This window comes from Bradyrhizobium erythrophlei, assembly GCF_042430365.1.
Lineage (GTDB): Bacteria > Pseudomonadota > Alphaproteobacteria > Rhizobiales > Xanthobacteraceae > Bradyrhizobium > Bradyrhizobium erythrophlei.
This window is the reverse complement of the sequence record NZ_JBHMET010000270.1, coordinates 77,532-91,004: the sequence shown is the minus strand read 5'-3', so window position 1 is coordinate 91,004 and position 13,473 is coordinate 77,532. Positions and strand designations below refer to the sequence as shown.

At 64.6% G+C, this 13,473-nt stretch carries 14 protein-coding genes; 7 read left to right on the top strand and 7 right to left on the bottom strand.

The window, feature by feature from the left end; all coding sequences use genetic code 11:
- Positions 1-2 precede the first annotated feature (2 nt).
- On the bottom strand, positions 3-338 hold the full coding sequence (locus ACFFWD_RS41635; protein WP_376975204.1) for a DUF1905 domain-containing protein: 336 nt from the start codon (positions 336-338) through the stop codon (positions 3-5).
- 43 nt (positions 339-381) lie between these two features.
- Positions 382-672, bottom strand: coding sequence for a hypothetical protein (locus ACFFWD_RS41630; protein WP_376975203.1), 291 nt, complete (start codon positions 670-672; stop codon positions 382-384).
- Between the two features lie 28 nt (positions 673-700).
- Between ACFFWD_RS41630 and ACFFWD_RS41625 the strand changes: the two genes are divergently transcribed.
- Positions 701-937, top strand: coding sequence for a hypothetical protein (locus tag ACFFWD_RS41625; RefSeq protein ID WP_376975202.1), 237 nt, complete (start codon positions 701-703; stop codon positions 935-937).
- On the opposite strand, the gene ACFFWD_RS41620 is transcribed toward ACFFWD_RS41625, so the two are convergent.
- On the bottom strand, positions 929-1,909 hold the full coding sequence (locus tag ACFFWD_RS41620) for a helix-turn-helix domain-containing protein (protein ID WP_376975201.1): 981 nt from the start codon (positions 1,907-1,909) through the stop codon (positions 929-931). The two genes, ACFFWD_RS41625 and ACFFWD_RS41620, sit on opposite strands and share 9 nt — an antisense overlap.
- Positions 1,910-2,088: 179 nt before the next feature.
- Between ACFFWD_RS41620 and ACFFWD_RS41615 the strand changes: the two genes are divergently transcribed.
- Together ACFFWD_RS41615 and ACFFWD_RS41610 are read left to right on the top strand one after the other, a co-directional pair.
- Positions 2,089-2,370 (top strand): GntR family transcriptional regulator, encoded by a 282-nt coding sequence (locus tag ACFFWD_RS41615; protein ID WP_376975200.1) that lies wholly within the window; start codon positions 2,089-2,091, stop codon positions 2,368-2,370.
- Positions 2,367-3,665, top strand: coding sequence for an aminotransferase-like domain-containing protein (locus tag ACFFWD_RS41610; RefSeq protein WP_376975199.1), 1,299 nt, complete (start codon positions 2,367-2,369; stop codon positions 3,663-3,665). Before ACFFWD_RS41615 ends, ACFFWD_RS41610 begins: the two co-directional genes overlap by 4 nt.
- 288 nt (positions 3,666-3,953) lie before the next feature.
- Here the strand turns inward: ACFFWD_RS41610 and ACFFWD_RS41605 are convergent, their stop codons facing one another.
- Entirely contained in the window at positions 3,954-4,205 is a 252-nt protein-coding gene (locus ACFFWD_RS41605; protein ID WP_376975198.1) for a hypothetical protein, read from the bottom strand.
- A 20-nt stretch (positions 4,206-4,225) separates the two neighbouring features.
- On the opposite strand from ACFFWD_RS41605, the gene ACFFWD_RS41600 reads away from it, so the two are divergent.
- From ACFFWD_RS41600 to lon, 3 genes are all read left to right on the top strand, one after another.
- Positions 4,226-4,969, top strand: coding sequence for an AraC family transcriptional regulator (locus ACFFWD_RS41600; RefSeq protein ID WP_376975254.1), 744 nt, complete (start codon positions 4,226-4,228; stop codon positions 4,967-4,969).
- Positions 4,970-5,288: 319 nt separating this feature from the next.
- Positions 5,289-5,687 carry an Hsp20/alpha crystallin family protein gene (locus ACFFWD_RS41595; protein ID WP_376975197.1) on the top strand — a complete coding sequence of 133 codons (399 nt, stop codon included), beginning with the start codon at positions 5,289-5,291 and terminating at the stop codon, positions 5,685-5,687.
- An 8-nt stretch (positions 5,688-5,695) separates the two neighbouring features.
- Positions 5,696-8,071 carry an endopeptidase La gene (gene lon, locus ACFFWD_RS41590; protein WP_376975196.1) on the top strand — a complete coding sequence of 792 codons (2,376 nt, stop codon included), beginning with the start codon at positions 5,696-5,698 and terminating at the stop codon, positions 8,069-8,071.
- A 958-nt stretch (positions 8,072-9,029) separates the two neighbouring features.
- Here lon and ACFFWD_RS41585 read toward each other — a convergent pair.
- On the bottom strand, positions 9,030-10,277 hold the full coding sequence (locus ACFFWD_RS41585) for a CaiB/BaiF CoA transferase family protein (protein ID WP_376975195.1): 1,248 nt from the start codon (positions 10,275-10,277) through the stop codon (positions 9,030-9,032).
- On the bottom strand, positions 10,264-10,965 hold the full coding sequence (locus ACFFWD_RS41580; RefSeq protein ID WP_376975194.1) for a haloacid dehalogenase type II: 702 nt from the start codon (positions 10,963-10,965) through the stop codon (positions 10,264-10,266). The genes ACFFWD_RS41585 and ACFFWD_RS41580 overlap by 14 nt, the downstream gene beginning before the upstream one ends.
- A gap of 112 nt (positions 10,966-11,077) precedes the next feature.
- Between ACFFWD_RS41580 and ACFFWD_RS41575 the strand changes: the two genes are divergently transcribed.
- Positions 11,078-11,980, top strand: a complete 903-nt coding sequence (locus tag ACFFWD_RS41575; RefSeq protein ID WP_376975193.1) for a LysR family transcriptional regulator — start codon at positions 11,078-11,080, stop codon at positions 11,978-11,980.
- On the opposite strand, the gene ACFFWD_RS41570 is transcribed toward ACFFWD_RS41575, so the two are convergent.
- Positions 11,977-13,398 carry an MFS transporter gene (locus ACFFWD_RS41570; protein ID WP_376975192.1) on the bottom strand — a complete coding sequence of 474 codons (1,422 nt, stop codon included), beginning with the start codon at positions 13,396-13,398 and terminating at the stop codon, positions 11,977-11,979. The two genes, ACFFWD_RS41575 and ACFFWD_RS41570, sit on opposite strands and share 4 nt — an antisense overlap.
- Positions 13,399-13,473 lie beyond the last annotated feature (75 nt).

Sequence of the window (13,473 nt, the reverse complement as noted above, 5' to 3'; positions counted from 1 at the left end):
CGTCAGACGTCGAGCGTCAGCATGATCCGGTCACCCGCCTTGATCCCCTCGGCCTTGAGAACCGCGCGCTTCAGCGGAAGGAGATACGATTTGCGCTTCCGGTCCGGAAACAGCGAGGTCTGCCATCTGACGTCACCGATCGTGGCCACGACCCTGATTGAGCCCCAACGCGTTGCGAGGCCCGCGGTGTGGGCCCTGATCTCCCGGGCTTCGTTCTGAGGAAGGGTGACGAAATGCCAGCCCGCCGGACCATCATGAAGCCAGATCATCGCCTTGATCTCATATCTGCGGCGGTGTCGCAGTGACTGCATCGTGCTGCCCATTTCGTACTTCTTCATGTCGTCTTGTCGACGTCCGCGATCTCGCATCCTCAAGGGACCATCAGCTCGTTTGCGTCATGTCCCCTTCAACGCATTTGCCCTCGAAGCACAAGGTCTGCAAGCCATGTCGACACGCCTGCCGCGCGCTCTCGCAATGCTTGGGTTTGGGCTTGGGCTGGTCGCGATCGGACCGCAGGCCACGGCCGAAAACATGAACGCCGCGTGTCGGCGCGCGGTCGACGTCGCGGCGCTCAAGCAGATCTCGGGGGCCGACTGGTTCTCCTCCGGGCGCGGTCGGACAACAGCCGAACGACAGGCTGAATTGCAGCTTCTTCACGTCGAAGCCGATCAACAATGCGATCGGCGCCCTCTTCATCTACGTGCGTCCGGATCCCGACCTCAAATCATGGACGATCGAAAAGGAACAGCATGCGAGCATCGCAAAGCCTGTCGCCGGGCTCGGAGACGAGTCGTTCTTCCTCGCACAAGGCAACTTTCAGCTCCTGGTTCGCGCAAACAAATCCGTCTACGCCTTCATCCTGACCCCGGTGCAGAGCGAAGCCGCGGCCAGGGACTATCTCGGCACGCTCGCGAAATCGATCCTGGCGTCATTCTAGCGGCGGCCGGTGCGCCGCGATCCATTGGCGGCGAAACTCGCTCGGTGACACACCATAGGCCTGACGGAAACGGCGGGAAAAATGCGCAACATCATTGAAGCCCCAATTGAAGGCGATCTCGGTGATCGAGGCGCCCGCGCGCCGGGGATTAGCCAGATCGCGCCTGATGGCGGCGAGGCGATGGCTCCAGATCGTCCGTTCCGGCGTCGTGCCGTGCGCCGCGAACAGCCGTGTAAGGCCGCGCAGCGACACGCCGATGCCTTCCGCGATCGCCGTTCGATCGAGCATCGGGTCCTTCAGGTTCGCCGCGATCATCGACAGGGCCTGCCGATACCGTTGCTGCGATGCGGGGCCTGGTGCGTCATCGTCGACCGCTCGTCCGAGCGCCGGTTGCATCAGCGCAAGCAGCGCCTGCTCGATGCCATCCTCCGCATCGCTCGCCGGCGCCCGGGCGGCATCGTCGAGCACCGACAGCGCGATCTGGCGCAGCACGCCGATCACGCGCGGCAACAGAAGCGAGGATTGCCGCAATGCGGCCGAGCGGGGTTCGGCATCGGACGGGAGAACAGACAGGCTCTCGCGCGAGACCTTGAAGACGACGCGATGGACCGTCGATCCGAAGTCGAACGTGTAGGGCGTGTCTGTCGCGATGGCGATGGCGGTGCCCGGAGACATCCGTCCCTCGACCATATCATTGCAATAGCCGCAGGAGCCGCACAGATGCAGCGCGACCATCATGTCGTCGCTCGGCGCACTGCTCAGGAGCGCATGATTGCGCTCGATGCGATGCGGCCCCGCCAAGACCTCGGAGATGCTCACGCTGCCGATGCGGCAGGTCCTGATCCGGGCGTGAAACGTCGCGCGTTCCCGCGCGTCACAGTCGACCGGAACGAAGGTTTTCGCGACGACATCCGCCCAGAACGGAAACCGATCGCGCTGCCGAACCAGGTGTGTCGACCATATCTGTGCCACGGGCAATGTGGGTCCTTCCGAGCCAAGCCAGAATCGCGTGAGTTCGCCTTGGGACAATTCAATGCGACGGCGCCGGATTACCAAGCTCCATTTTCGGATTTTTCATTGGGCCATTTTCAGGCCGCCGCTACGCGCCGCCGGCTTGCTGCCGTCCGTGCGATCAACTAGCGAGGCCACACATGCGCCGCGCCGGCGACGTCGAAATCATCATCGCTTCCAGGCCTCCGGGCGCTTCGCAGCAGCGCTGGCTCTACGAGGAGATCCGCGCGTCGATCCTGGCGGGCCGGCTTGCGCCGGGAGCCAGATTGCCGGCCACGCGCGATCTCGCCGAGCGGCTCGACGTGTCACGCGGCACTGTGGTCGCGGTCTTCGCCCAGCTCGGTGCCGAGGGTTACCTGGCGGGCGCCGTGGGGCGCGGCACCTTCGTGGCCAGGACCTGCCGGACGAGGCGTTCGGCATGATGCGAAGCATGCGTCACCGCAACAGGCCTGCGGCAGGCACGGTGCGGTTGTCGTCCCGTGGGCGCGCACTTGCGCGCACGCCGTTTCCGACTGTCGGACGCGCCGGGCCGGTTCGCGCATTCCGTCCCTGCCAGCCCGACCTCTCGATATTTCCCGTCGACATCTGGCGGCGGATCGCCGCCAAGCGATCGCGATTGTCGCATCGCAACCTGCTTGCGGATGCCGATGTATGCGGCTTCAAGCCGCTTCGCGTCGTAATCGCGGCGCACTTGCGATCCACCCGCGGCATCGCCTGCTCCGCGGAGAACGTGGCGGTGCTCGGAAGCTTTCAACAGATCCTCGATTTGTCGGCGCGTCTTCTCATCGACCCCGGCGATGAGGTCTGGATGGAAGATCCCGGTTATCCGGGCGCTCGCCTCGTGCTCGAGGCGGCAGGCGCCAAGGTCGTCGGCGTCCCGGTGGACGATGCCGGACTCAATGTCGAGGCCGGGCGGGCGCGCGCGCCCACAGCGCGCCTCGCTTACGTGACGGCCGGTCGACAGGCGCCGCTCGGCATGCCGCTGGCGCTCGCGCGCAGGCAGGCTTTGCTAGAATGGGCCAACGAGGCGGATGCGATCGTCATCGAGGACGGCTATGACCGCGAATATCGTTTCGAGGGCCGGCCGCTGTCGGCGCTCAAGAGCCTCGATACCAGCGATCGCGTTCTCTACACCGGCACCTTCAGCAAGCTGCTGTTTTCATCGCTGCGGCTGGCCTTCGTGATACTGCCCGACACGCTGGTCGAACCGTTCACCGCGGCGGTCTCGCTCACATGCCGGAACGTCTCACTCTTCCCGCAGGTCGTGCTGCATGACTTCATGGCCGAGGGGCATTTCGGCCGCCACGTCCGGCACATGCGCATGCTCTACGGCGAACGCGCCAAGGTGTTGCAGGAAGCCGCGGTGACTCATCTCGGCGGCCTGATCAGGATTCCGCCGGCCGTGGTCGGCCTCGACGTACCGGCCTTTCTGCCCGAGGGAAGCGACGACAGCGCGGTAGCCCGCCTTGCCGCCGACGCAGGGATCGAGACCCGGCCATTGTCGATCTATGCCGTCGAGGCCCAAGCGCCAGCCGGGCTCGAGCTCGGCTTTGCCGCCGTCAAGCCGGCCGACATCAAGGCCGGCGTCGTGACGCTCGCGCGCGTCCTCGCCACCGCTGGCAAACGCAGCTCCGCGGCAGCCCAGCGATCGCGAAAGCTCCATTCGGGTCGGCGCCGGCGGCGTCCCGCTCATGGTCGCTCGGCGACGCGACAATGACGCGATGCGATGCCGGCAACGCATTCAATCTATGTTGATGAAAGGCGGCCATGGCCACGCACGATCACCGCGCGCTCGCGATCGCGTTCAATCGCCGAACCTGGGAGCTCATCGACAACAAGAACCGCTCCGGTACGGCTTCAGGGCCTGACTTGCGGAACGACGGTCCGTGCGGGTGCACCGCGACGCGCGCTGGCCCTTTCAGTCAACGTAACGGCCCGCACAGGCAAGCCGCAGCGCAACGGCAGCACTAGGATTACCTCATGCCGTTCGCTCTCGGCTCGCATTTCAGGCCTGGTGATGCCCGACATGGTTGATGACTTCAGCTCGCATCGCGTTTCGACCATCATGGCGACGGATACCGAGCAATCGTCCATTTGGCGCACCTTTTATGCGCAACAGGGACTGCACGTTGACAGCCAGCATGGCGCGGAGCTGTCGGTCGATATCGAGGCGACGACGCGCGCGCTTCCCGATTTGCGGACGGCGATCTTCACCATTTCGCCGGCGCAGGCCTCGATCAAGGCCACCGACCAGCATGCCGTGATCCTGCTGACAATATCGACGGCACCGGCGAGGTGTCGCAGTGCGGGCGCCGGGTCGCGCTGGAACCGGGCGATGCTACGCTACTCTCCAGCAAGGATGACGGCTGGTTCGTCAAATCATGCAGCCGGTGGATGTCGGTCGCCGTTCCCGCGGAAGCGCTCAGCCGGCGCACCGTGATGTACCCTCGACACGCCGTGGCACGGCGAATTCCCCGCGACACGGCACCGTTGCGGTTGCTGTCGGGATATCTGCAGACCGCGATGCATCAGCTGACCTTCGTTGCGCCTCACCTGCAGCATTGCTTCACCGACCATATCCACGAGTTGATCGCGCTGACCGTTGGCGCGGTCGATGAGGATTGCCGCCTTGGACCGGCGAAAGGACCGCGCGCGGCGAACCTGCGGCGGCTGCTCGCGGAGATGGAGGTGAGCTTCACAAATCCGGCGTTCTCGCCGATCATGGCGGCAACCCGCCTGAAGCTATCAGTGCGCTACATCCAATATCTGATGAAGGAGGCGGGCACGAGCTTCACCAGGCGCCTGCTCGAGCTTCGACTGCAGGAGGCGCGCAGGATCCTCGCAAGCCTGACCGGGGAGCGGCGATCGATCAGCGATATTTCCCGCACCTGTGGCTTCAATGACGTATCGACCTTCAGCCGCAGCTTCCGGCGGCGTTTCGGTGGCGCGCCGACGTCGTTTCGGCCCGCCATGGTCAAGTCCCCCGAACGTAACGACCCGGCCATTCACGCCGGCGGTTGAACGGCGCGGTGGACGGCGTCGTCCGCGACGCAGACAAAATGTCTGCCGGTATTTCGTTCGGGTCTCCGGACGACTAGAGCATTTTCGGTTCTGATTGCATCAGAACCGAAGCTCTAGATTCTTGTTTTGCCGCGTTTTCTTCACGCGAACCGGTATCCACTTCGCTCGAAAACACTCTAACGACATCCGCGCTCCGCAAAGGAGTGAACACCCATTCATCATTCGGCCCGAGTCCAGGCGTCACTGCGATGTGCCACGTTGAACCTCGTTGGTTTGGGAGTAAGTTGAGCGGGGCAATTGTCTTGAGAGGCCGGAGCGCATGGCGACAAGAGATCCCTTCAACTGGATGCTGTCCGAGGCTATCGAATCGCTCACCCGTGCGGAGCGCCTTCACAAGAGACTGTTCACCCTGAAGCAAAGTGGCGGCCCTGCGTGGGAGCCTCCGATCGATGTGCTCGAGACCGAGCGCGAACTTTTGATTTTCGTCGCGCTGCCCGGCGTCGATCCCGACGACGTCGTCGCGGCCATCGATGGCGACACATTGATCATCACCGGACAACGGGTCTTGCCGCCGGAACTGCAGGACGCCCTGATCCGCCGGCTCGAGCTTCCCCAAGGGAGATTTGAACGCCGCATAGCCTTGCCTGCCGGCCGCTATGCCGTCAGCCGCCACGCCTCGAACGGGTGCGTCGTGCTGCGTCTGGCGAAATCTGTGTGAGGCGCGTCATGGCATCCGAAAACGATACACTCACTGCGGCCCCCGCCGGCTCGAAAACGGAAGCGGTTGCGATCCCCGCGGATGCGCTGATCATTATCCCGGTACGCAACGTCGTGCTGTTTCCCGGCGTGATCGCGCCCGTCACCATAGCCCGCGCAAAATCGATCGCCGCCGCCCAGCAGGCGCTGCGCGAGCAGCGGCCGGTCGGGATCCTGCTGCAACGAAATCCCGACATCGAGGACCCCACTCCCGACGACCTCTATCGGATCTGCACTGTCTCCAGCATCGTCCGCTACATCACCGCACCGGATGAAAGCCATCACATCGTCTGCCAGGGCGTCCAGCGCGCCCGCATCCTGGACTTTATTCCCGGCACGCCGTTTCTCGCCGCACGCGTGCTTCATATTCCGGAGCCATCGACGACGTCTCCCGAAATCGAGGCACGCTTCCTCAACCTGCAGCGACAGGCCGTCGAGGCGATTCAGCTGCTCCCGCAAGCGCCGCCGGAGCTCGTCAACGTGTTCCAGTCGAGCACGTCGCCGGGCGCGCTCGCCGATCTGACGGCGTCCTACATGGACATCAAGCCTCAGGAGAAGCAGGAGATCCTCGAGACGGTCGACCTCTCATCCAGGATGGAGAAGGTCTCGCGCTATCTGGCCGAGCGGCTCGAGGTGCTCCGGTTGACCAACGAGATCGGCCAGAAGACCAAGGCGGTCTTCGACGAGCGCCAGCGCGAGGCGATCTTGCGCGAGCAGATGGCCACGATTCAGCGCCAATTGGGCGAGGGCGACGGCAAGGGCCAGGAGGTCACTGAACTGACCGCGGCGATCGCCAAAGCGAACATGCCGCCCGAGGCGGAAGCCCAGGCCAAGCGAGAGCTGCGCAGGTACGAGCGGATGCCTGAATCGGCCGCGGAGGCCGGGATGGTGCGCAGCTATCTCGACTGGCTGGTCGAGCTGCCCTGGGCGCTGCCGGCGGAAAAGCCGATCGACATCCGCGAGGCCAGGCGCATCCTCGATGAGGACCATTTCGGCCTCGAGAAGATCAAGTCGCGCATCATCGAGTATCTTGCGGTCCGCAAGCTGGCGCCCCACGGCAAGGCGCCGATCCTCTGCTTTGTCGGTCCGCCCGGCGTCGGCAAGACCTCGCTCGGACAGTCGATCGCGCGCGCCATGGACCGCCCCTTCGTGCGCGTCAGCCTCGGCGGCGTGCACGACGAGGCGGAGATCCGCGGTCATCGCCGCACCTATATCGGCGCCCTGCCCGGCAACATCATCCAGGGCATCAAGAAGGCCGGCTCACGCGCCTGCGTCATGATGCTCGACGAGATCGACAAGATGGGACGCGGCATCCAGGGCGACCCGTCGGCCGCGATGCTGGAAGTGCTCGACCCCGAGCAGAACGCGACCTTTCGCGACAACTATCTCGGCGTTCCCTTCGACCTCTCGCGCGTGGCGTTCATCGCAACCGCGAACATGCTCGATACGATCCCGGGGCCGCTCCGCGACCGCATGGAGATCATTAGTCTTCCCGGCTACACCGAGGACGAAAAGCTCGAGATCGCGCGCCGCTATCTGGTGCGCCGCCAGCTTGAGGCCAACGGCCTCAAGGCCGACCAGGTCGAGATCGAGAACGAGGCCCTGAGGCTGATCATCAACGGCTATACCCGCGAGGCCGGCGTCCGTTCGCTCGAACGGGAGATCGGCAAGGCGCTCCGCTTTGCAGCGGTGCAGATCGCCGAAGGCACCGCGACGAAGGTCGCGATCGCGCCGAAGGATCTCACCAAAATGCTGGGACAACCGCGCTTCGAGGGCGAGATCGCCTTGCGCACCAGCATTCCCGGCGTCGCCACCGGCCTGGCCTGGACACCCGTCGGCGGCGACATCCTGTTCATCGAGGCCACGCGCGTGCCCGGCCGGGGCGGGCTGATCCTCACCGGACAGCTTGGCGACGTCATGCGGGAGAGCGTGCAGGCAGCCTTGACCCTTGTGAAGAGCCGCGCCGCACAGATCGGGATCGATCCGGCGGTGTTCGAGAAGAACGATATCCACGTCCATGTGCCTGCGGGCGCGACGCCGAAGGACGGTCCGAGCGCCGGCGTCGCGATGTTCACCGCGCTCTCGTCGCTGCTGACCAACCGCACCGTCAGGAACGATACGGCCATGACGGGCGAGATATCGCTGCGCGGCCTGGTGCTGCCGGTCGGCGGCATCAAGGAGAAGGTCGTCGCGGCCGCGGCCGCCGGCCTCACCCGCGTCATGCTGCCGGCGCGCAATCGGCGCGACTTCGACGACATTCCGCAGGGCGCGCGCGAGAAGCTGGAGTTCATCTGGCTCGAGAACGTGGACGAGGCGATCGCCAACGCGTTGGACGCGAAGAGCTAGGCCGGGTCTCGTCTTGCATCAGGCTCTGGGCGCGCGGCGTCGCCGCTCGATCAGCGCCCTCGCTGCGCGCTCTGCGGCGCGGGCAGAGCCGAAATGACCGCCGTCAAGGCGGTCGAAGGCGCGTTCAGATGAAAAGAAGCGAACGCCACGCGCCTCGCTGACGACGATCCCTGCGGTTCGGTTCGATACTTCGATGATATAGGCTTCGGACATGTGTGCGCGTTCGCCGGCTTGCGGCGCTCCTGTCTGATCGTCGATGCGTTCGGATTCTTGAGGCGGTCAACAACAGACGCCGGTCGCCGCCGAGACGCAGCGATGCGGCATGCGGCTTCGCATGTCGCGCATCACAATTCCGTCCCTGGCTTTCATTGCGGTGACCTCGGGCAGCACAACCTGCCGGCGGTCAATATCCGACGTTGACGCGCGTGGGTCAATGAAATGGGTATCCAAAGATGGAGCGCCGGCGCAACGTCGCGTTCGCGTCGGCCTGAAAAAGAGCAAGGTCCTAGCGATGCCGACGACGAAGCGCTGTGTGCAGCAGTGCGCCGAGCTCGATTCGTGTCAAACCCGGACGCGATACTGGCTGCGTTCCCGCTTGTCAGGAAACATCGAATAGGACCGCTCCTCGCGCGGAAGAATTTCCTCGCTGCGCTCCTGCGATCGAATGAATCTCCTGCAGGATGATTGGGCGAACGCAGAAGATTCCAAAGTTGCCGCGCCGCCGACATTCTCGATCGATCAGAACGGCGTCGTGGTATTCATCGCAGCGAGACCAACGCGAAGGAGAGCAGATGCAGCCGACATCTTCCAGGTCCTTCACCCTTGGCCGGATGATGAGACGGCTGAGGCGGCTGCGCCGGCGGTTTGTGCGCTCCGCGTCCATTGATGGAGGAGACGACTTCTACGACATCTTCATGTTCGGTCCGCACGGCTAGCTGCGCCCAACGGCACAGTGGGTTCACGCCGCCGGATTGTCTGACATGAGGCCCTGCCGCTTGCTTGTGCTTCCCGACGGGCCCGCATGATGATCAGCGTGCGCGTCACCACCCCAACCCAGCCAATCGGACAGGATCTCGGAGGTGTGCTGGCCGAGCGTCGGCGGCGGCGTGGACGGGGCCGGCGGCCGGTCGTCGAAGCGAATGGGCCTCGCGATGAAGCGGACGGCGCCGGAGACGGGATGGTCCGCCGTCTGCACCATGCCGCGCTCGACGAGCTGCGGCGCCTCGCACACCTCTTTCACCGTATTGATCGCACCGCACGGAATGCCTGCCTGACCCAACGTCGCGAGCCAGTCCGCGCGCGTCCTTTGCGCGAACACCGGCGCGAGGATGCGCACAAGATCATCTCTGTTGCTCGCACGTCTGGGTGCGGTCGCGAAGCGCTGGTCGCCGAGGAGAGCGGCTCGCCCGATCACCTCGCAGAAGATCGACCAGAACTTGTCGTTGGCGACGCCGACGTTGATCCAGCCGTCGCTGACACGAAACGGCTCATAGGGGCTGATGGTCGGATGGACGTTGCCGCGCCGCGTCGGACTTTCGCCGGACGCAAAGAACATTCCGGCGTTGAAGGTGAGCAGCGACGCCATCGCGTCAAGCATTGATACGCCGACGCGACCGCCTTCGCCGGTGCGCTGCCGCCGCATCAGCGCGGCCAGCACCGCCTGCGAGGCGTAGAGGCCGGTGACGAGGTCGGCAATCGAGGTGCCGACCTTCATCGGGGCGCCGTCGGGATCACCGGTGATGTCCATCACCCCGGACTCCCCCTGCAGGATCAGGTCGTATCCCGGCCGATCGGCGTCGGGGCCGGTCTGTCCGAAGCCGGAGATGCTGCACAGGATGATCCGCGGATTGCTGTTACGAAGGGCTTCGAAGCCGAGGCCCCATTTCTCCAGGGTTCCCGGCCTGAAATTCTCGATCACGACGTCAGCCACGCCGGCGAGCGCAAGCACGGTGTCGCGGCCGGCGCTCGATTTGAGATCGATCGCGCAGCTCCGCTTGTTGCGGTTGACCGACAGAAAATAGGCACTCTCGCCTGCGATGAACGGCGGGCCGTAACGGCGGCTTTCGTCGCCGTGACGAGGCTCCTCGATCTTCACCACGTCGGCACCGAGATCGCCGAGATGCATTGTGGCGAAGGGTCCGGACACCACCCGACAGAGGTCGAGGACCTTGACGCCGGACAGCGGCTCGCGATCAGACGATCGCATCGGCGAGATCCTTCATGCTCGGCACCAGGATATCCGGCTGATGCGGCGTGATACCGAACGGACGGCTCCTGCGGTCGATGAAGGCCGAGCGCATGCCGGCGGATTTCGCACCGATGCAATCGAAGGCGTGATTGGCGACGAACAGGATCTGGTCGGGCCGCAATGCCATGATCTCCGCGGCCTTGGTGTAGGTGGCCACGTGCGGCTTGAACGAGTTCGCTTCAGCGACCGAGATCACGCGGTCGAACGGAATCTGGTGATGCGCCTTGGCGGTCTCGAGCATATCGGGATCGCCATTGGAGAGTACGACGAGCTGGTATTTCGTCTGCAGGCGAGCCAGCGCCTCCGGCACTTCTGGAAACGGCTTCAGCTTCTCGATCTCGCCGACGAGGGTGCGCACCTCGTCCATGGTGTAGTCGATCCCTGCGCGGTCCATGACGTGGGCGACCGAACGATGGCCGATCTCGCGATACGGCGTGTGCTGGCGGTGCAGCAGCGCGTCGATCATGGAGTTTTCGAAATGCGTCCGCCGCCACCAGGTGACGAATGCATTCGGATCGCCCTTCCAACCCTTTGCCTTGAGGAACGGCGTGGCGATCTGGGTCAGGCCGCCCTGCATGTCGACGACCGTGCCGTACTGGTCGAACATGCAGACCTTCACTTCGTTCTTGATCGCTTCGTCGTTCATGTCGGCCTCCCGTCTTGCTTGACGAGATCAAGGTTAGTTCGACCGGCCACATTCGTGAAATGGATTTGTCATCTATCATTATTTGTCATATGAATGTGCTGGGGAGACGCCCATGCACCTTCGCTCGATCGATCTCAACCTGCTCGTCGCGTTGGATGCGCTCTTGTCCGAGCGCCACGTCACCAAGGCGGCCGACCGCGTCGGGCTCAGTCAGCCCGCGATGAGCAACGCGCTCAGCCGTCTGCGCGGAATGTTTTCCGACGAGCTGCTGGTCAGGACGGCAACCGGGATGCAACCGACGCCGCGCGCGACGGAGCTCGTCGTGCCGCTGCGCCAGCTGCTACGCCAGGTCGAGCGGGTGCTGGAGAGCGATTCCAGCTTCGATTCCGAAAGGTCGGAGCGCACCTTCTCGGTCCGCATGTCCGACATCCTCGCCTGCCTGATCCTGCCCAAGCTCGTCGCACGGAGACCGCAGGCGGCGCGGATCGGCTACAGCATCCTCCACCTTCCCCCGGCGCTGACGGTCGACGCGCTCGAACGCGACGAAATCGACGTGGCGGTCAGCATGGGCCTCGAGCACACCCACTCGATCCGCTCGCAAAAGGTGATGGACGACCGCATGGTCTGCATCATGCGCAAAGGCCATCCGGCGGCGCGCAAGGGATTGACGTTCGAGACCTTCATTGCCCAGGAGCACATGAAGGTGTCGATGAGCCCAACCGACGTCCGTTTCGTGGACGACGTGCTTGCCGGGCTGGGACATCAGCGGAAGATCGCCCTGAACGTGCCGCATTGGCTCGTCGTGCCGCACGTCTTGCAGGAGACCGATCTCTTCGCAGTGATGCCGGGACGCCTCGCCGCCGCGTTGATGAACGACGGGTTGCGGATGGCAGACCTGCCGTTCAAATCCGCGCCCTTCAGCTGGATGATGTATTGGCATCGGCGCTACGATCAAAGCAAGGCGAACCGCTGGTTGCGCAAGGAAGTCAGCGAGGTCTGTGCTGAGCTGGACTAGGCACCCAGGCCGGCGGCCCCCTGGCTCGCCGCCGGAACGGCGGCCGGCGCCGGCGCGTTCGCCGCTTCGCAAACATCCTCCAACCGGCGCCCCTTGGTTTCGATGCCGAACATCAGGAACATGATCGCCTGGAACACGAGGACGCCGGCAAGTGTCATCAGCACCCCCGTCAGTCCCTGCCAGGCGAAGATCGCGACGACGACGAACTGAACCAACGCCGTCGCGATGCGTCCGGCGGTGGCGCAGATCGCCGTTCCACGCATCCTGTATCGGGTCGGGAACAGCTCCGGCACATGCATGGCGAAGCCGGTTGCCAGCATCACGTAGATCGACGTCACGAGGAGGAATCCAACTGCGACGAGCGGCGCGCCGTCGGGCACGAAGGGATAGGCGACGCCGAAGACCGCCGCCGCGATCGACGAACCGACGATCGAGGCTCTTCTGCCGACAACGTCGGCGATCGCCAGGCCGATCAACGACCCCACCGGACCGCCCAGCGCCATCAGGGTCGTGTAGCCGAGCGATGACACGACGCTGTGGCCTCCCTTGATCAGAAAGGTCGGCAGCCAGCCGATGAAGCCGTACAGGCTGAACCCGACGACGACGTGCAGGAGACTGCCGAGCAAGGTCCGCCCGAGATAGGGCGGCTGAAACAGACGCCAGACCGATCCGTCCTCCTGCGCGCGCTGGACGTCCTGCAGCGCCGGCGAGAGCGGCCCCTTCCGCGCTGCCTCGGCTTCAATTGTCCGCAGGACCTGTTCAGCTTCATCGGCGCGTCCCTGGGCGGCCAGCCAGCGCGGCGACTCCGGCATCGATTTCCTCAAGATCCAGACGACCATGGCGAGGACGCCGACGATGGCGAACATGTACCGCCATCCGAGTGTCGGGATGACCCACAATCCCACCATGGAGGATACGAACAGCGAAAAATTCGTGATCACCGCCAACAACCCGATCCAGCGGCCGCGCGAGCCGGCCGGAACGAACTCGGTCAAGGTCGCGTAACCGACGACGATCTCCGCCCCGAGACCGATGCCGATCACGAAACGCGCCGCGATCAGCGCAGGCATCGACGGCGCCAGCGCGGCGGCGATCGAGGCAAGACCGAAGATCGCGAGATTGAGCTGATACGAAAACCGCCGGCCGAACCGATCGCCCAGGATTCCAGAGAACCAGGCGCCGATGGTCATGCCGACGAACGTCGCCGAGACGAACGCCGCGTTCAGCTCGAGCGTGGACCATCCCTCCTTCAGGACGGCGCCGAGCACGCCGCCGGCCAGATAGATGTCGAACGCATCGAGGAACATTCCAGCGCCGATCAGCGCGAGAATCCGCCAGTGAAAGCCGCAGATCGGCAAGCGATCGAGGCGCGCCCCTGCATTCACCTGCGCGGTGTGTCGTCCCGGTTGCGCCTGCATGCATCCCTCCCCCTAAGCGGTCGCGTAAAGCCGACCTTGCTTCCGGGAGACAGAATGATGACGCCGGCGCCCCAG